An 18,802-nucleotide genomic window follows, 5' to 3' on the forward strand; every position below is an offset into this window, starting at 1 on the left:
AATGACTTTACCAAAATTACAAATTGCTTTAGATCAAACAGACTTAAAATCAGCTCTTGATGTTGCTAAAAACGTATCAGGATTTGTAGATATCATAGAAGTAGGAACTATTCTTGCTTTTGGTGGTGGAATGGAAAGTGTTAGATGTTTAAGGCAACTGTATCCTAATCATATCTTAGTGTGTGATTTGAAAACCACTGATGGCGGAGCTATTTTAGCAAAAATGGCTTTTAATGCAGGTGCTAATTGGTTAACTGTATCAGCAGCAGCACATATTGCCACTATTGAAGCATGTAAAAAAGTGGCAGATGATTTCAAAGGTGAAATTCAAATTGAACTATATGGACATTGGACTTTTGATGATGCCAAAGCGTGGCGAAAATTAGGTATTAAACAGGCTATTTATCACCGTTCTCGTGATGCTGAATTAGCTGGTATTGGCTGGGGAAAGGATGATTTGGTTAAAATGCGACAATTGTCAGATTTAGGTCTTGAACTTTCCATAACGGGCGGAATTATTCCTGAAGATATTCACCTATTTGCAGGAATTAAAACCAAAGCCTTTATTGCTGGTCGAGCTCTTGCTAGTGAAAATGGTAAGCAAACTGCTCAAGCTTTAAGAGAGCAAATTGCTAAATATTGGTAATAGATGCGATGCAGTCAGTAAAATGACTGCATATTTGATGTTCAAATAAATATTATTAGGTTTTATTATGGCAAAATATGCAATCAATCCGACCAATCAATCTAATTATATTGGTATTTATGAAAAGGCATTACCTAATGAACTTACTTGGCAAGAAAAACTGCACGAAGCGAAAACATTAGGATTTAATTTTATCGAGATATCAATTGATGAATCAGAACAGCGAAGAGCAAGACTTGATTGGTCAGATGATGAAATTTATCGATTAAAGCGATTATGTGAACAATATGGACTACCATTGCATTCTATGTGTTTAAGTGCTCATCGTAAATTTCCATTTGGATCTGCCGATAAAAGCGTACGTCAGCAAGCCAAAGTTATTATGAATAAAGCACTGATGCTCGCCTATAAACTAGGAATAAGGGTAATTCAATTAGCTGGATATGATGTTTATTATGAACCAGCCAATTTACAGACTCACCAGCGATTTATTGCGGGAATGCAGTGGTCAGCGAAACAGGCTGAAAAAATGGGGATAATGCTTGCCGTTGAAATCATGGATACTAGTTATCTCAATTCACTCTGTAAGTTTGAAATTCTAAAAAAAGAAGTCAATTCTCCTTATTTTATGGCTTACCCAGATGTAGGGAACATTTCTGGTTGGAATTATGATGTCTGTACAGAGCTTATGTTAAGTCGAGAGCACATTGTTCAAATACATCTAAAAGATACTTATAAGGTTAAAGCTAATTATTCTGGTCAGTTTAGAGATTTAACTATTGGTGAGGGGGAGGTTGATTTTCTTGCTATATTTAAAATACTAAAACAGATAAATTATACTGCTCCGCTTGTTATTGAAATGTGGGCAAAAGATCATAAATGGAGAGAAAACATTATAACAGCTCAAAAACGGCTCAAAACCATAGCTGAAAATGCCGAATTTGTCCTGTTTAGTTAATTTTTATCTAATCATAAATTATCAATGTTCTATGTTTCTTGAATTTTAGAAATGGAGCATTGATATTCTTTATATATCATTTGAAGATATATAGTTAATCCAATTATGGCAGCTTTAGATTTATTAATTGCAATTATAATTTTATTTTTAGACTCTCTGATTATCAATAATAAAATAATTATGATTAATTGAACTAAATTTTAGCGATACTATGATGTAAGTGTTGTAATTTATATTAAATTTTTATATAACTTTTTATTATCAATAGCATAAAATTATGCAAATTTTTTTGTATCATGCTTAGAAAACTTAAAGATTTGATCTTTGCACGAATATGGCTATCGTGTAATATAGTCTGCATTATAAATCTGATTAAATTGCGAATATTTTATGAAATCCGCTCTAAAACTCTTTTCTCTTTTTTTAGTTATTTTCACCTTATTAGGTTGTGGTTTAAAAGGACCTCTTTATCATCCAGCAGATCAGTCAAATGCAATTATTGAATCTAATGATACAAATAAATTAGCTTAAAGGAATAATATGATGGATTTTTTACATTACCAAAATGGCTATTTATTGGCGGATAACGTTTCTATTTGCGATTTAGCTAATCAATATGGTACTCCTTTATATGTTTATTCTGCTGATCACATAACTAAGCAATTTCTTTCTTATCAAGATTCTTTAAAAAATAAGAAGCATTTGATTTGTTATGCAGCAAAAGCGAATAGCAATTTATCTGTTTTAAACTTATTAGCTAAACTTGGTGCTGGTTTTGATATTGTTTCACAAGGTGAATTAGAGAGAGCATTAAAAGCTGGTGCTGATCCTAAAAAAATTGTATTTTCAGGAGTTGCAAAATCTGTTATTGAGATTAGACGTGCACTTGAAGTAGGAATTAAATGTTTTAATGTTGAATCAGAACCTGAATTATATCGTATCAATGATATTGCTCATCAATTAGGGAAAACAGCGAACATTTCTTTACGGATTAATCCGGATGTAGATGCAAAAACACATCCGTATATTTCAACAGGATTACGTGAAAACAAATTTGGTATAAGTTATCAATTAGCTTTAGATACTTATCGTAAAGCAGCATCATTAAATAATATTAAAATAGTCGGTATTGATTGTCATATTGGCTCTCAATTAACTGAGCTGTCGCCTTTTCTTGATGCAGCTGATCGTATATTGGCATTAGTTGACCAACTAGCAGCAGAAAATATTCATCTTAAGCATATTGATTTAGGCGGAGGTTTAGGTGTTTGTTATGATGATGAACAGCCACCATCAGCGACATTACTGGTATCAAAACTAATTGAAAAGTTAAAAAATTATCCTGAACTTGAAATTGTTTTCGAACCAGGTAGATCAATCGTTGCCAATGCTGGATTATTAATTACTAAAGTTGAATATACTAAGCATCAAGATGGCAATCATTTTGCGATTGTTGATGCCGGAATGAATGATCTGATTCGACCAGCGCTTTATCAAGCGTGGATGCAAGTCCTACCTGTTAAAGAATCAACAGATTCAAATACCAAAAAGATTTATAATGTTGTAGGGCCAATTTGCGAATCTAGTGATGTATTAGCTTATCAACGTGAACTTTCAGTTGAACAAGATGATCTGTTAGTTATTTGTAGTGCAGGTGCTTATGGCTTTAGTATGGCGTCTAATTATAATAGTCATCCTCGACCGGCCGAAGTCATGCTTGAAGATAGTAATCAGCATAAATTGATTCGAGAGCGTGAAACTTTTGATGATTTATGGCGTGGTGAATTAGTATTATAATTCATTATGAAGTTGATAAATATGTTTTCTAATTTTTGCTTGATTAATACATCTAATCAAACAATATGATGAAAAAGTAATAAATACTGACGATTTACAATAAAAGGTAACTAGAGATGAACTTTTCAAAAATGCATGGACTGGGTAATGATTTTATGGTTATTGATGCAGTAACGCAAAATGTTCATCTTTCAAGTGAAATGATCAAACGTATGTCAGATCGATATACAGGAATTGGGTTTGATCAGTTACTTATTGTTGAGCCACCTTATTCTCCTGAAAGTGATTTTCATTACCGTATATTTAATGCTGATGGTTCAGAGGTTGAGCAATGTGGTAACGGTGCTCGTTGCTTTGCTCGTTTTGTACGATTGAAAGGATTGACTAAAAAAAGAGTATTAAAAGTCAGTACTATGAAAGGTAATATTGTTTTGACGGTAAATGATGATGAAACCGTTCGGGTTAATATGGGAACACCAATTTTTGAGCCTAATAAAATTCCTTTCAAAGCCATTAAAGAAGAAAAAACTTATATTATTCGAGCACAAGAACAAACAGTTTTATGTGGTGTCGCTTCTATGGGGAACCCGCATTGTGTAATTCAAGTTGAAGATGTGTTAACCGCTCAAGTATTAACTTTAGGTCCGTTATTAGTGCAACATGAACGCTTTCCTGAAAAAGCGAATATTGGTTTTATGCATATTATTGATAGAGATAATATTAATTTACGTGTTTATGAGAGAGGCGTTGGTGAAACTCAAGCTTGTGGAACAGGAGCTTGTGCCGCTGTTGCTGTTGGCATTAATCAAGGATTATTAAACCAGCGGGTGAATGTTAATCTACCCGGAGGAAAATTAATAATAGATTGGAAAGGTAATCAGTCGCCGCTTTATATGACAGGACCAGCTACGCATGTGTATGATGGTTATATTGCAATTTAATTACGCTAGACTTTATGAATTTTATTAATAGATTACATAAAGACAATGAAATAAATTATGGTCGTAAAAAAAACACAAACATTGAAGTCAAAACCGTCGCAACGAAAAAAATCATTTGTTAAATTAAATGATGAAATGGTTAGCCAATATATTATTGATAACCCAGATTTTTTTATTCGAAATGCGACTCATATTGAGCGTATGCGCGTACCACACCCAGTGAGAGGTATGATATCACTACCTGAATGGCATATGGCAAGGCAACGTAATAAAATCAGTCAACTTGAGTCAGAAATCACGATGCTGATGGAGCACGCAAGTGCTAATGAATTGCTTTTTAATCAGCTAATAAAATTGCAGTTTCAATTAATTAAAGCAAAAGATATAAACGAATTATTAGATTCTTTAAAAGTTTGGGCTAAAGATTTAGGACTTAATGGCGCCTATTTATATTTATTTGATGACAAATGGTTACTTAGTGCACCATCCAACTATCATTACTTAGCTTTAAATTCATCGCAGTTTGATTTTATTCGTGTAAGACATTTACAGTATAGCCAATTTTATTTAGGTTCATTAAATACAACTGAATTAGATTTTCTATTACCTAAACATGGTTACGTTGGCTCTGTGGCTTTATCATTGTTAGGGCAATTTGGCGATCTTGGTTTGTTAATGTTTACGAGTGCAGATCCACAGCATTATCAGACAGGACAAGGTACCTTATTGTTAGAAAAAATCGGTGAAATATTGCCAATTCTTGTTGAAAAATGGATCATGCGCAAAAAGTAAGGAAATATGATGGTTAAAATGAATTCTAATCTTTCTTCTTTTTTAACCGAGCCTGTAGATCATTTTTTAAATTATTTAAAATCTGAAAAACAACTTAGTCTTAATACTCAAATTAACTATCGTCGTCAACTTTATGCGCTTATTGATTTAACTGACGGCTTAGATATTACTAAATGGCAGGACATTGATTCATCTGCTGTGAGGTTACTTATTAGTCGCAGTCGACAAACCGGCTTACAAGCTCGTAGTTTATCATTAAGATTATCTGCATTACGCAGTTTTTTTGATTGGATGGTTAAAAACGATCTGATCTCAGCCAATCCAGCCCGTGGTGTATTAAACCCTAAATTGGGTCAACATCTTCCAAAAAATATTGATATCGATGAGATCAATCAGCTGCTTGATATTGAGTATAGTGATCCGCTTTCTGTACGTGATAGGGCAATGTTGGAGGTGATGTATGGTTCAGGATTACGCCTTTCTGAATTAGTAAGTCTCAATTGTCGGGAATTAAATTTAACTGAAGGTGAAGTCCGGGTAACAGGAAAGGGTAATAAAGAGCGGAAATTGCCTTTAGGCCGAGAGTCAATTAGATGGATTGAGCAATGGTTAACTATGCGAAATGATTTAAAACCGCAAGATGATGCTGTTTTTATCTCTAAACTGGGTAAGCGAATTTCACCACGAAATGTTGAAAAACGCTTTGCAAAATGGGGAATAAAACAAGGATTAAGTTCACATATTCATCCGCATAAACTGCGTCATTCATTTGCTACTCATATGCTTGAATCGAGCGGTGATTTACGGGCAGTACAAGAATTATTAGGTCATGCCGATTTATCTACTACTCAAGTTTATACCCATTTAGATTTTTCACATTTATCAGAAGTTTATGATTCGGCTCATCCGAGAGCTAAAAGAGGAAGAAAATAATGCATTTTTATCGTTCAATTAACTGCATTAAAGCAATCACATTCGATCTCGACGACACTTTATATGACAATAGTATGATTGTTGATAAAGCTGAAGAGGAAGTGATAAAAAATTTACAACAATATGAGCCATTACATTATTTGACATTGGATTTGTACTATCAAGAAAAAAAATTAGTGCTCGCTATAAATCCAGAAATATATCATGATGTTATTGATTGGCGAGTTGAGACAATTAAATCGTTATTAAATAAAACCAATATCCCTTCATCTCAATATAGCAAGATTATTGATGAAGCTATTGATTGTTTTAATTTTTGGCGTCATAAAATGGTTGTTCCTAAATCAACGCATATGTTATTAACTAAATTAGCCAATAAGTATCCATTAGGGGTAATTACTAATGGTAATGTTGATATAAATAGAATAGGTTTAGGCGATTATTTTCAATTTTCGCTAAGAGGTGGTCCTGACGGTCGTTCAAAACCATTTCCCGAAATTTTTGCTTTAGCCGCGCAAAAATTGGCTATTCCTAATAATTATATTCTGCACGTTGGTGATAATTTGGAGACAGATGTCAATGGTGCGATTAATAATGGTTTTTTAGCTTGTTGGATTAATATTTTTGGACAGGATATTTATCATCTCTCCGATGCTAGATGTTTACCGCATATTGAAATAACGCAATTGCCAGAATTAGATAATCTGTTATAATTCAGTTCATATATGTATAAAAAGACAGTGAAGTTAAATGTATTTTGCATTTAATACCTGTCTTTATTCTTTTATACCCCTACTTATAATAATTATAAATATAATGAAAAATTTAAAAACATTTACAACATTAATACTAATTAATGGTTGCTATAATTGCGATGGGTTAACACATAATGGAAAATAAACAGTCGTTATTAACCGACTTAAACACAGAACAAAAAAATGCTGTTACAACTGATAGTCAATATACTATTGTTCTTGCTGGTGCGGGAAGTGGTAAAACACGTGTATTAGTTCATAGAATTGCTTGGTTGTGTGTTGAAAAAAATTATTCTCCTAACTCTATTTTTGCAGTCACCTTTACCAATAAAGCAGCTGCTGAAATGCAAGAGCGAATACAAGCTTTAGTCGGTGAAGGATACCTAAATGGTATGTGGGTAGGAACTTTTCATGGTTTAACCCACCGTTTATTGCGTATGTTTTCTCAACAAGCTAAATTACCCGAAAATTTTCAACTTATTGATAGTGAAGATCAGATTCGTCTTATTAAACGAATTTTTCGTGAACTGAAAATTGATGAAAAGCAATGGTCACCAAAAGAGTGTGCTAATTTTATTTCCACACAAAAAGAAAAAGGTCTTAGGGCAGATAATCTAAAACCAGAAGATCCGAAACAAGTAATGTGGCAAACAATTTATCGTGATTATCAAGCAATTTGCGACAGAGTTGGGTATGTTGATTTCTCAGAATTAATTTTGAGAGCATATGAGTTGCTTTGTCGTAATGAAAATGTTTTAAATTATTGTCGCCATCGTTTTTCAAATATATTAATAGATGAATTTCAAGATACTAATAAAATCCAATATTGGCTGGTGAAAAAATTAGCTGGAGACACCGCGAATGTAATGATTGTTGGTGATGATGATCAGTCAATTTATAGTTGGCGTGGAGCTAATGCTGATAATTTACAAATGTTTATCAATGATTATCCAGAAACTGAAATTATTCGCCTAGAGCAAAACTATCGATCGACAGGCATTATTTTAGATACTGCAAATAAATTGATTGCTAACAACCAAAATCGGTTAGGTAAAAATTTATGGACCGACAGTGGTGACGGAGAAAAAATTTCACTATATGTCGGTTTCAACGATATTGATGAAGCAAGGTTTGTTGTAGGACAAATAAAAAAATATCATGACGATGGTCATAATTATGCTAGCTGTGCCATTTTATATCGTAATAATGTGCAATCACGTATTTTTGAAGATACTTTATTACAAGCTGGCGTACCTTACCAAATTTATGGTTCGATAAGATTCTATGAAAGGCAAGAGGTTAAATTAGCTTTAGCCTATCTCCGATTATTGCATGACCATGATAATGATATGGCATTTGAAACTACGGTAAATACTCCAACTCGTGGAATAGGTAATGTCACTTTAGACAAAGTTAGATTATGTGCTAAGCAAAATAATATTTCGTTATGGAATGCATGTTTAATGCTGATCCAAAAAAATGCTTTAACTGAAAGGCAACGTTCAGGTATTAGTCGTTTTTTAGAATTAATGGAATCTATTCATGTCGAAGTTAATGAATTACCATTTTATAAACAACTAGATGCAATTATTAAATTATCTGGCGTATTGCAAATGTATGAACAAGAACCAGGCATCAAAGGACAAGCACGATTGGATAATCTAGAGGAGCTTGTTTCATCTGCAGAGCAATTTTTTAGAGTTAACCAAGATAATGTAATTCAGGACAATGAAACAGGCAAAACCTTAACTGTTTTAGAATCATTTTTAGCATTTACCTCTCTTGAAAGCCGTGATGTAGTAAATCAACAAGATTCGGTGCAATTAATGACTTTACATTCAGCAAAAGGATTAGAATTTGACAATGTTTTTATTGTTGGATTGGAAGAGGGTATTTTTCCGGCACAACGTTCCTCTCAAGAACGAGACAAAATGGAAGAAGAAAGACGCTTAGCTTATGTCGGAATTACCCGAGCACGTAAGTTTTTAACGCTCTCTTTGTCTGAACTAAGGCGACTTTATGGGCGTGAAGAGCGTAATTTGCCATCACGTTTTTTAGCAGAATTACCAGTTGATAATTTACAAGAAATCAGTTACCGAGCTAATTTAACATCATTTAATAATAATGATGATGATACTTTCACTAAAGATGAGCAATTCTATCAAGATCGTAAAAAGTCATATATTAAGAAGAAAAAAGAAAGTGATGGATACACATTAGGTAGGAAAGTTAAGCATAATCGTTTTGGTGAAGGTACCATTGTTAATTTAGATGGCGAAGGTGAACATAGACGAGTGCAAATTGCTTTTGTTAACGAAGGGGTTAAATGGCTAGTTGTGAAATTGGCAAATCTTACCTTAATGTAAATAATAAAATACTAAACAATCAAAGGATACTAACTTTTAACTTAGTATCCTTTTTTGATCATTATAATTATTGCTCAGATTGCTCTTGCACTGACGAAGCAAATATCTCTTCAAATGGTTGATCAGTTCGATTACATATCCATTGTTCATTAATTAAATCAAAATGATAACCTTGTTTTTGTGTTGCTAACCAAACTTGAAAAAGTGGTTCTTGAGTATTAACAATAATTTTACTATTGTTTGGAAAACTAATGGTAATAACGTTGCCATTAGTTTCATAATCTAAGTCTATATCGTGTTCGTCAGCGTATTTATCTAGATATAATTCGATTTGGTAAAAAAGTTGATCGGTTAAGGCATGGAATTGCGTGATATTCATATTGATGTAATTAAAATTATACAGTTAATAAATTGATATTAACATAAAAAAAAATACTCCGCCACCGCTAGGCGGCAAGAGTAAAAACGAATGAAAATCGAATTAATTGTTTAATGGTAATGAACAGGCAATAACGAGTAATTTATGCTTTTCATCGCCTTTATCTGCTCTCGTCCAACGATTTGGAATATCAATAGTATTTACTAGTTTACCTTCGGCAAAATAGTTCTCGATAAGTTCAATTTTACCTTTAGCAATTTCTTTTTTATCACAATTAGCATAATGATTAACAACTACTGTATGATATGGTGTTTTTACATTATCAATATCTTGAACTAATGCTGGAATGTAATTGGTAACTTCCTTAAAAATTCGAATTTTATCGTTATAAGGATGTAATTTTATGGATTTTTTATCAAGATAGGCATAACCAATGGTGTTATCCTCATCAGTTTTAGATAGAGGCGTAAATTGTTCACCTATTTTAGGATTACTTAGCATTACTTCTACTTCTTTAGCTTGAGCTGCTAATTCATCTTGAGTAAGTGGTTTCTTTTCTTCTGCATGAGTGATAGCTGTAAAAGAAAAGAGCATTAAAAATAAACATAATTTTTTCATTTAAATTTTATCTCCCTCTTTTGAGCTATTTTCAACTGGTTTATCTTGTTGGGGTTGAGATTGCTTTTCTTGAGCTTCTTTTTGTTCTTTTTCTTGTTGTTTTTTCAATTTATAAGCTTTGATCTTTTCTTGGCGCTCTTTATCCATTTTGTCGTCAAGTGGTTTCATATCTGGACGATCTTTATAAAGAATGTCTTTCTTTATATCACCTTGGATAGAACAAAGCACACGGTTTTGATTATCAGTAAAGGCTTCTAGATAAAGTGATTTTTCAATGGTACCAAGTTTTGGTACAACACCATCAATTGAGTAGGGATTATCTTGCCATACCGGTGATTTTGCATTGCGATCATAGATTTTGGCATTGGCAATATAAACAGCGTTATTATATTTTAACCATTTTAAATTATTAAGTGTATTAGTAATTTCTTCTTGGCTATTATCAAAAATAAAGCCCCAATAGTAATATTGTCCAGATAAATTGGTTGGAATATAGATGTTTTGATACCCAGTTATTGTTAATCCGTGGTATTTAAGAGGTTTTTTGAAATTAACTTTATCTTTGTTTTGTTGATAAATTGATTCTACAGGAATATAAGTAACATTATCTGTTGTTGTTAAATCAACATATTCGCTGAATAATTTTTTATTTTCAGCCAATTGCTTAAAAAATTGGTTATCACAAGCGAGAAAACTATCTACTATCTTATCTGTAATGCTTACACTATCGTTCTGCGCAAAAGCCATGCAAGAAACGAGAGAAGAACAAGCAAGCACAGTAAGTTTTTTTATTATCATAGAGCGGTTCCTTTCACCAAAATCACGCTAATTGTTTGTAATAGTATTGTAAAGTAATGTAAATATTTATGTCAATCTAATTGAAATCGTTTTGGATAAAAATTAGTAAATCACCGTTTTTAAAAGAGATTTCTACTTTATCATCGATAGCTTTGTTACGCAAACTAATGTGGCCACCAAGAACTAATTTTTGGTCAGTTAAGGGATATTCAAAGCCTGTTATAGTCAAATTAGTTACTGTAGACAATGGCATTAACGAAACAATATGATTTTTCACGTGGTGGATAATCTGATGATGATCAGCGAAGAAAAAATGGCAATAATTGTCATAAAACATCATTTTGAACTGACGATAGTATTGCATTGCTATAGATAAGTTACCTAAGAAATGATCACTGGCTCCTCCTGATGCACCATATATTGTAAATGATGTAACACCTTTACTATTCAAAAATAATAATGCTTTTTCAAAATCAGGTTTAGATTGATCTGGCGTATGAATAATTTGTGTTTTTGACGGAATTGCCCTAGTTGAGTCTATGCTATCTAAATCACCGATAATAAAATCAGGTTCAATGGCTGATGTAAATAAATAGCTATGATAGGCTCCATCAGTACAGGCAATATAAGTATAATCTTTTATATTACTGGGAATATCTTTTGGTGGTTCACCATTGACAAATAGTAGTGCTGTTTTTTTTTGCATGATTATTCCCATTAAATTAATTTATAGCGTTAATGTGTAAGCCATAATAATTGCATCTTCTTGATGACCATTAACTGTTGGATAATAATTTTTTCTCACTGTTATTTGGTTAAAGCCAATTGAATGATATAACTCAATTGCTGGCGTGTTAGATTTTCTAACTTCCAACCATAAAGTTGAAATGGCCTGCGGTGAGCTAATGGCTATTAAGTTATTAATTAAATGATTTAATAATGCTTTAGCTAATCCCTGTTGTCTGTATGCAGGATGTATAGCAATATTAAATAAAGTTGCTTCGTCGGCAACTTGTTGGCAAATACAAAAGCCGACTAGCTTATTACCAACAGTTATTTTAAGATTGATATAACGTTCCCCTTGATTTGAAAAAAAAGTTTCTTTGGACCAAGGGATAGGGTGGCATATGAGTTCTAACTCATATGCTTCCGTTAAATCATGTTCATTCAGGATGGAAATTGTTTTCATATTCACATAACTGCTGCCAAAGTTTACGTTTTTGGTGTGGATCTTTAGCTAGCGAATCTAAATCACAGGTATTAATGGTTAAACTATTTTGCCATGGTTCATTGCTAAGCACATCTATAAACCATGTCACTATTTTTACTTCATCCGCCGAAATAATTAATTGCGAAGGGGTAAGAAATAACACTTGTTCTTCTGTTAAACGGATGGCTTTTAAAATATCGTAATATATTTTTTGTGTTGGTTTTTGTTTAGCAACAACAATTAAACGAATTTTATCGTCTATATGAGTCGCAAGTTCACCCTGAAAAACGGTTGAATTGCGTAAAACATATTGAGTAATATTACACTGTTTAAGATACCAATCAGTTTGAGTCATTATCAGATTACGGTTTAACTAGGGATTAAAGGAAATTAATTGTATAATCTTCGCTTCAATTTATAAAGGTTTTTCATTGAGGCATTATGGCAACATCTGTTTTTACTCCAGCTAGCCAAGTACTTGAACGTCATCAGTCATTTTTGGATGATAAAAATATCCTTATTGCTGGTGATATTCAAGATAATTATCCTGCGGTTATTTCAGCAAATATAGTTAAGATTCATTGTTCCCAATATCATACTTTTTTAAGCTTTAAAAATAGTAAACGAGCCAATAGCGCTATATTTTCGCTCTATCCTGATACATCTTTTTATACTGATATAAATACCCTCATTTATTATTGGCCTAAAACCAAGAGTGAAGCCCAATTTCAGTTATCCTATTTATTGAACAATATGCCTAAAGATAGTGATATTTTTATCATTGGTGAAAATCGTTCTGGGGTGAAAAGTGTGGAAGGGCTGTTAGGTGACTTTGGTTCTATCCAAAAAATAGATAGTGCAAGACGATGTGGTTTATATCATTTTCGAGCTGATAGTCGTTTGGCTTTTGAAGTAAAAGACTGGTGGTTGAGTTATCACTTAACGATTGAAGATCAGGATATCGAAATTAAAAGCTTACCAGGTGTCTTCAGCCAAAAAGCCTTAGATGCAGGAAGTGAGCTGTTATTAAATGCACTTATGGATCATAGTGATATTATCAAAGGAAATATCCTTGATGTTGGTTGCGGCTCGGGCATATTATCAACAGTAATAGGTAAACTAAATCAAGATATAAGCTTAACATTAACTGATGTAAGTAGTACTGCATTAGAATCAAGTAAAGCGACTTTAGCTGCTAATAACATTATTGCAAGAGTTGTTGCTAGTGATGTATTTTCAGATATAAGCGATAAATATCATTTAATCATCTCTAATCCACCTTTTCACGATGGCAAAGAAACAAGTTATACCGCAGTTAACAAGTTGATTAAGGAAGCAAAAAAACACTTAAAACTAAATGGCTATCTTTGTATTGTGGCAAATTCATTTTTGCCATATCAATCGATCTTGGATGAAACATTTAAAAGTGTTGAAATTATTGCTCAAACGACTAAATTTAAGGTTTATTTAGCCAGTCATTAACACTTAAACCAGTATCATTATAAATAGTCATGCGTGAATTTATTTAATTAAATCACGCGTGAAAACTGTTGTTGTCGCACCAATCGACGCATATAAATATCAAAGCACATGCAAATATTGCGAATTAGAAGCTGGCCTTTAGGTCGAACATTAATGCTATCTTGATTAACGACAACCAATCCATCTTGTTCTAGTGGTGCAAGCAGTTTTAAATCTTCAGCAAAATAGTCATCAAATTGGATATGGTAATATTGTTCAATCTGCTTTTTATCAAGCTGGAAATGGCAAATAAGTTGTTTAATAACATCTCGACGTATTTTATCATCACGATTTAAGGTAAATCCTTTCCATAAACCATGTCCTTTTTGTTCAACTTGATTTTGATAATTTTTTAAGTCTTTTTGGTTTTGGGCATAGCTGTCTCCCAACATACTTATTGCTGATACACCGAGGCCAAGTAAGTCAGCATCCCCTTTAGTGGTATAACCTTGAAAGTTGCGATGTAACTTATTCTGTTGTTGTGCGATAGCTAACTCATCAGTTGGTTTTGCAAAATGATCCATACCTATAAATTGGTAACCAGCAAGAGTCAATTTTTCAATACTGGTTTGTAAGATTTTCAATTTTTGACTTGCATTAGGTAAATCATTATCTTTGATCTTACGCTGTGCAGCAAATCGGCTAGGTAAATGTGCATAATTAAAAACACTTAATCTATCTGGCGAAATATCAATCACTTTATTTAATGTTTCCGTGAAACTTTCAACAGTTTGCTTAGGTAATCCATAAATTAAATCTAGACTAATAGAACGAAAGTTATTTTTTCTTGCTTGGATAATTAGTGAACGGATCAAGTTTTCATCTTGCTCACGATTAATTAAATTTTGAATTTCATGATTGAAATCTTGGATCCCCATACTTAACCGATTAAAGCCAACATTAGCTAGATGATCAATCGTTTGTGGACTTATTTCTCTTGGATCTATTTCAATGGATAGTTCGGCATTTTGAGCAAAGTTAAAGTGTTTTTTTATTGAAGAGAGCAAGCGGCTAATTTCAGCATCAGTTAAAAAAGTAGGAGTTCCTCCTCCCCAATGCATTTGTGTCACAGTCCGGTTTTTAAATAATTCGGACTGTTTAGCAATCTCGATATCTAATACATCAAGATATTTAGTGACTTTATGGGTTTGTCGTGTAATCAGTTTGTTACAACCACAAAAATAACAAAGTTTATGGCAAAACGGAATATGTATATAAAGCGATAATGGTCGTTCAGGATAAAGGTTGGTCGCAAAAATGAAATCTTGTTCAGTAAACTGTTCGTTAAATTCAAGTGCTGTTGGATAAGAGGTATATCTTGGACCTGAATAATTATATTTTTCAATTAACGCTTGATCCCATAATAGGGGTTGAATCACATTTTTATTTAGTCCTGCGTTTGACATTGTCATTTCCATAACGTTTTGCTGTATTACGTTGTTTTGCTCTTATTTGTGTTTTTAATTTAATGTAATTTGTTTTTTTTAAATATAATAAAGTGCAAATAGATAATCCTAAATATAAACATAGCATAATCAATAGTGGCATGGTATACGACTCTTTATCGTGATTATTTTGTATATAAGATTATTGATGTTTTTAACACATATTTAATTAAAACTAAATTAATTACGTTTCAATAGACTGACGATATCTTCTTTTATTTCTTCTTGTTCATCTTCGAAATCTTCATCTTCATAACCTAATAGTTGCATAAGTTTGTCTATACGATTTAGTTTATTATCAAGATAAGTCTGTTGTTCGTCAGTTAAGATTTTGCCTTGTTCAACCAAATCTAGTAATTGATCCAATTTAGTATCATTTTCAAGTTGTTCTAATTCTTGTTGTGGTGTTAATTTAGCTTTAGTTATTTTGGACTGATTAATTTTATCTACCTTTCTAATAGATGAATTATCATCTACTACCAATGAAATTGGTTTTTTACTGCCAATACGAGGATCTTTTATTGCTTTAGTTGTTTTGTTACTTTGATTGTTATCTTGACCATTGAAACGTGAACCACTAGGTAAACCTTTATGCTTACGTTTGCGCTTTAACTCACGAGATTCTTCATTAATCTCTTGGCGGGTTTTTTTAGGTTTTTGTTTTGATTTATTTTTTAACATACAATCTCAATTTAATATCTGATTATTAACTGACTAAATGTATTTTACCAGTAAGTCATCAATATAGCTATGAGCATGAGATAATACCAATTTATGATTGTAAAAAAATAGATTTAGTATAATCTGAGCCAAATTATTTATATCAGCTAGCAATAGAGAATAAAATATGACAAATCATTTGAGCCCTTACATGCAATTTACCCGACAAGAATGGGCGAGCTTGCGTAATGCGGTACCAATGACTTTAACGCCAGAAGAATTGACTTCATTACAAGGTATTAATGAAGATTTATCCATGGATGAGGTAAGTGAAATTTACTTGCCTTTATCTCGATTACTCAATTATTATATAAGCAACAGTTTTAGCCGTCAGGCAGTGTTATCAAAATTTTTAGGAAAAAGTCAAAAAATACCTTATATTATTGGTATTGCAGGTAGTGTAGCTGTTGGTAAAAGCACTACCGCCCGTGTCCTACAGGCATTGTTGACTCGTTGGCCAGAGCATCGGAAAGTTGCATTGGTGACAACTGATGGTTTTTTATATCCTAATCGTTATCTTGAAGAACGTGGTATCATGAATAAAAAGGGGTTTCCACAATCCTATGATATCAAGAAATTACTTAATTTTGTTGCTGATGTAAAGTCAGGACAAGCAGAAGTTAAGGCGCCCGTTTATTCTCATTTAGTCTACGATATTGTTGAAGATGAACATATTATTGTTGATAGTCCTGATATTTTAATTCTTGAAGGATTAAATGTTTTACAAGGCAGCATAAACTATACTCAAGCTAATAATCGTGTATTTGTTTCTGATTATGTCGATTTTTCGATCTATGTCGACGCACAATTACCGCTATTACACGATTGGTATGTTAATCGTTTTTTAAAATTTAGAGCTGGGGCATTTAGCGATCCTAACTCTTACTTTAACCATTATTCAAAGCTTCCAGAGGAAGAGGCCGTGAATATTGCTAACCGCCTTTGGCGAGATATCAATGAATTAAATTTGATTGAAAATATCCTACCAACACGGGAACGAGCAAGTTTAATTTTAACCAAAGGTAAAGATCATAAAGTAGATTGTGTTCAATTAAGAAAATAAACTTAAGGGGAGTCAATATGAAATCAGCAATAAGGTTATTAAGTAAGTTAAGCATTATCACTTTAGTTACTGCATTTTCGGTAAATAGTTATGCATCAAGTAATGACGAAAACCAAGGATTAAATTGCGATGCTAAAAAGCAAGCAATTGAAACAAAAATTGAACAAGCTAAAAAAGCAAATAATAGTAATGAAGTGACTGGTCTTGAAAAAGCGTTGCAAGAAGTTAATACCAATTGTACTGATGAAACTTTAGAACAAAAATATAAAAGATTAATAGTTGAAAAAACTAAAGATGTTACAGATAAAACCAAAGAATTAGCTGAAAAAACTAAAGAGTATGCAAAAGACAAGGTTAATGCCCATCAAGATACAATCGATGCATTAAAAGCGAAATTAAATGATGCCGAAAAAGAATTAGCTGATGCTAAAGAGAAGCTTGCTGATTATTACAAACAATTGACCAGCAAATAAATTATATTCGGCTTAAAAAGTGCTTTCCTCACATTTTTTTACTAAGTTATAACTAAATAAGCACCATTGATCTAGTATTAATGGTGCTTTTTATTAATACACTCAACTTTGCTTAAACTGGACTTTTTTATTTAAAAAGAGTATGGTGTGCGCCTGATTACGTGGTTCGTGAACCTCCCACGCTAAAAAACTAAGGAAAAAAATGAGTAATATAACACTACTAGGCGATCAATCCGTTCGCTATCCTACTGACTATTGTCCAGAAATCTTAGAAACATTCGATAATAAACATCCAGGCAACGATTATTTTGTAAAATTTAATTGTCCCGAATTTACCAGTCTTTGTCCAATAACTGGGCAACCTGATTTTGCTACTATTTATATTTCGTACGTGCCAAATATTAAAATGGTAGAAAGTAAATCACTCAAACTTTACTTATTCAGCTTCCGCAATCATGGTGATTATCATGAAGATTGTATTAATATCATCATGAAAGATCTGATTAAATTGATGGATCCAAAATATATAGAAGTGTGGGGAAAATTTACCCCCCGAGGTGGAATATCTATTGATCCTTATGCTAATTATGGTAAAGCAGGTACTGATTGGCAACAAATAGCCGTGAATCGCTTAGCTAATCATGACCTTTATCCTGAAAAAATCGATAATCGTTAATCTTTTTACAGGAATAGTTAAAAATGCAAAATCGTAAAGCACTTGTTATCTTTTCTGGTGGCCAAGATTCTACCACATGTTTATTGCAAGCTATTGCTGATTATGGTCGTGAAAATGTCGAAACCATTAGTTTTCAATATGGCCAACGTCATGCAATTGAACTGGAAAAAGCTAAATGGATTGCTGAAGATCTTGGTGTCAAACAAACCGTTATTGATACGTCGGTGATTAAACAGACAACCAATAATGCTTTAATTGATGACTCTCAAGAAATTACTGCCACTAAGGAAACTGATTATCCTAATACATTTGTTGATGGTCGTAATATGCTGTTTTTACTTCTAGCTGGATGTTATGCCAAACAACAAGATATTTGCGATATTATTATCGGAGTTTGTGAAACTGATTTTAGTGGTTATCCTGATTGTCGAGATATCTTTATTAAATCAATGAATGTATCGATGAATTTGGCTATGGACTATAACTTTAATCTCATTACACCATTGATGTATCTTACTAAAGCTCAAACGTGGGAAATGGCCGATAAGCTTGGTTATTTGGATTATGTCCGAAAATATACCCATACTTGTTATTATGGCGTTGATGGTGGTTGTGGTAAATGTCCTAGCTGTATTCTTCGAGATAATGGTTTAACCGATTACCTTAGTCATTCAAATTAATTGTAATACTGGGTTCGCTTACCCCATTAAA

General features: G+C 32.6%; 22 protein-coding genes and 1 riboswitch. Of the genes, 14 read left to right on the forward strand and 8 right to left on the reverse strand.

Features of this window, described 5'->3' with window-relative positions; translation table 11 throughout:
• Position 1: 1 nt before the first annotated feature.
• The 9 genes from H3T80_RS00910 (at position 2) to uvrD (ending at position 9,188) form a co-directional block, all read left to right on the forward strand.
• Positions 2–646, forward strand: a complete 645-nt coding sequence (locus H3T80_RS00910; protein ID WP_086363488.1) for a 3-keto-L-gulonate-6-phosphate decarboxylase UlaD — start codon at positions 2–4, stop codon at positions 644–646.
• Positions 647–713: 67 nt separating this feature from the next.
• On the forward strand, positions 714–1,604 hold the full coding sequence (locus H3T80_RS00915) for an L-ribulose-5-phosphate 3-epimerase (protein WP_110448239.1): 891 nt from the start codon (positions 714–716) through the stop codon (positions 1,602–1,604).
• Between the two features lie 390 nt (positions 1,605–1,994).
• Entirely contained in the window at positions 1,995–2,135 is a 141-nt protein-coding gene (locus H3T80_RS00920; RefSeq protein ID WP_110448238.1) for a lipoprotein, read from the forward strand.
• 12 nt (positions 2,136–2,147) lie between these two features.
• Positions 2,148–3,401, forward strand: a complete 1,254-nt coding sequence (gene lysA, locus H3T80_RS00925) for a diaminopimelate decarboxylase (RefSeq protein ID WP_198201070.1) — start codon at positions 2,148–2,150, stop codon at positions 3,399–3,401.
• Positions 3,402–3,517: 116 nt separating this feature from the next.
• On the forward strand, positions 3,518–4,342 hold the full coding sequence (gene dapF, locus H3T80_RS00930; RefSeq protein WP_198199268.1) for a diaminopimelate epimerase: 825 nt from the start codon (positions 3,518–3,520) through the stop codon (positions 4,340–4,342).
• An 81-nt stretch (positions 4,343–4,423) separates the two neighbouring features.
• Positions 4,424–5,134 (forward strand): DUF484 family protein, encoded by a 711-nt coding sequence (locus H3T80_RS00935; RefSeq protein ID WP_370527365.1) that lies wholly within the window; start codon positions 4,424–4,426, stop codon positions 5,132–5,134.
• An 18-nt stretch (positions 5,135–5,152) separates the two neighbouring features.
• Positions 5,153–6,067 carry a tyrosine recombinase XerC gene (gene xerC, locus H3T80_RS00940; RefSeq protein ID WP_198201072.1) on the forward strand — a complete coding sequence of 305 codons (915 nt, stop codon included), beginning with the start codon at positions 5,153–5,155 and terminating at the stop codon, positions 6,065–6,067.
• A complete protein-coding gene (gene yigB, locus H3T80_RS00945; protein ID WP_110448235.1) occupies positions 6,067–6,780 on the forward strand; it encodes a 5-amino-6-(5-phospho-D-ribitylamino)uracil phosphatase YigB in 714 nt (237 codons plus the stop codon). Before xerC ends, yigB begins: the two co-directional genes overlap by 1 nt.
• 176 nt (positions 6,781–6,956) lie before the next feature.
• Positions 6,957–9,188 carry a DNA helicase II gene (uvrD, locus tag H3T80_RS00950; protein ID WP_110448234.1) on the forward strand — a complete coding sequence of 744 codons (2,232 nt, stop codon included), beginning with the start codon at positions 6,957–6,959 and terminating at the stop codon, positions 9,186–9,188.
• A gap of 67 nt (positions 9,189–9,255) precedes the next feature.
• Here the strand turns inward: uvrD and cyaY are convergent, their stop codons facing one another.
• From cyaY to H3T80_RS00980, 6 genes are all read right to left on the reverse strand, one after another.
• On the reverse strand, positions 9,256–9,567 hold the full coding sequence (gene cyaY, locus H3T80_RS00955) for an iron donor protein CyaY (protein WP_198199271.1): 312 nt from the start codon (positions 9,565–9,567) through the stop codon (positions 9,256–9,258).
• A gap of 102 nt (positions 9,568–9,669) precedes the next feature.
• Positions 9,670–10,185 carry a surface-adhesin E family protein gene (locus tag H3T80_RS00960; protein ID WP_110448233.1) on the reverse strand — a complete coding sequence of 172 codons (516 nt, stop codon included), beginning with the start codon at positions 10,183–10,185 and terminating at the stop codon, positions 9,670–9,672.
• Entirely contained in the window at positions 10,186–10,983 is a 798-nt protein-coding gene (locus H3T80_RS00965; RefSeq protein ID WP_198199273.1) for a hypothetical protein, read from the reverse strand.
• Positions 10,984–11,059: 76 nt separating this feature from the next.
• Positions 11,060–11,689 carry a thiamine diphosphokinase gene (locus H3T80_RS00970; protein WP_198199281.1) on the reverse strand — a complete coding sequence of 210 codons (630 nt, stop codon included), beginning with the start codon at positions 11,687–11,689 and terminating at the stop codon, positions 11,060–11,062.
• Positions 11,690–11,710: 21 nt separating this feature from the next.
• Positions 11,711–12,172 (reverse strand): ribosomal protein S18-alanine N-acetyltransferase, encoded by a 462-nt coding sequence (gene rimI / locus H3T80_RS00975; protein WP_198199289.1) that lies wholly within the window; start codon positions 12,170–12,172, stop codon positions 11,711–11,713.
• Positions 12,147–12,548, reverse strand: a complete 402-nt coding sequence (locus H3T80_RS00980; RefSeq protein ID WP_110448229.1) for a DNA polymerase III subunit psi — start codon at positions 12,546–12,548, stop codon at positions 12,147–12,149. Before H3T80_RS00980 ends, rimI begins: the two co-directional genes overlap by 26 nt.
• An 86-nt stretch (positions 12,549–12,634) precedes the next feature.
• Between H3T80_RS00980 and rsmC the strand changes: the two genes are divergently transcribed.
• Positions 12,635–13,675: a 16S rRNA (guanine(1207)-N(2))-methyltransferase RsmC gene (rsmC, locus tag H3T80_RS00985; RefSeq protein ID WP_198199298.1), complete on the forward strand. Its 1,041-nt coding sequence runs from the start codon at positions 12,635–12,637 to the stop codon at positions 13,673–13,675.
• Between the two features lie 47 nt (positions 13,676–13,722).
• On the opposite strand, the gene hemN is transcribed toward rsmC, so the two are convergent.
• Positions 13,723–15,120: an oxygen-independent coproporphyrinogen III oxidase gene (gene hemN / locus H3T80_RS00990; RefSeq protein ID WP_198199305.1), complete on the reverse strand. Its 1,398-nt coding sequence runs from the start codon at positions 15,118–15,120 to the stop codon at positions 13,723–13,725.
• A gap of 219 nt (positions 15,121–15,339) precedes the next feature.
• Positions 15,340–15,840, reverse strand: a complete 501-nt coding sequence (yihI, locus tag H3T80_RS00995; protein ID WP_198199307.1) for a Der GTPase-activating protein YihI — start codon at positions 15,838–15,840, stop codon at positions 15,340–15,342.
• Between the two features lie 166 nt (positions 15,841–16,006).
• On the opposite strand from yihI, the gene coaA reads away from it, so the two are divergent.
• The 4 genes from coaA (at position 16,007) to queC (ending at position 18,771) form a co-directional block, all read left to right on the forward strand.
• Positions 16,007–16,942, forward strand: coding sequence for a type I pantothenate kinase (coaA, locus tag H3T80_RS01000; RefSeq protein ID WP_086357041.1), 936 nt, complete (start codon positions 16,007–16,009; stop codon positions 16,940–16,942).
• A gap of 17 nt (positions 16,943–16,959) precedes the next feature.
• Positions 16,960–17,415 (forward strand): DUF1090 domain-containing protein, encoded by a 456-nt coding sequence (locus H3T80_RS01005; protein ID WP_110448225.1) that lies wholly within the window; start codon positions 16,960–16,962, stop codon positions 17,413–17,415.
• Positions 17,416–17,570: 155 nt separating this feature from the next.
• A riboswitch (PreQ1 riboswitch) is annotated at positions 17,571–17,615 on the forward strand.
• A 2-nt stretch (positions 17,616–17,617) separates the two neighbouring features.
• Positions 17,618–18,091, forward strand: a complete 474-nt coding sequence (queF, locus tag H3T80_RS01010; RefSeq protein ID WP_086363504.1) for a preQ(1) synthase — start codon at positions 17,618–17,620, stop codon at positions 18,089–18,091.
• A gap of 23 nt (positions 18,092–18,114) precedes the next feature.
• Positions 18,115–18,771 carry a 7-cyano-7-deazaguanine synthase QueC gene (gene queC / locus H3T80_RS01015; protein WP_110448224.1) on the forward strand — a complete coding sequence of 219 codons (657 nt, stop codon included), beginning with the start codon at positions 18,115–18,117 and terminating at the stop codon, positions 18,769–18,771.
• Positions 18,772–18,802: the final 31 nt, after the last annotated feature.

Origin of the sequence: Gilliamella sp. W8145 (genome assembly GCF_016101145.1) — a bacterium.
GTDB lineage: Bacteria > Pseudomonadota > Gammaproteobacteria > Enterobacterales > Orbaceae > Gilliamella > Gilliamella apis_A.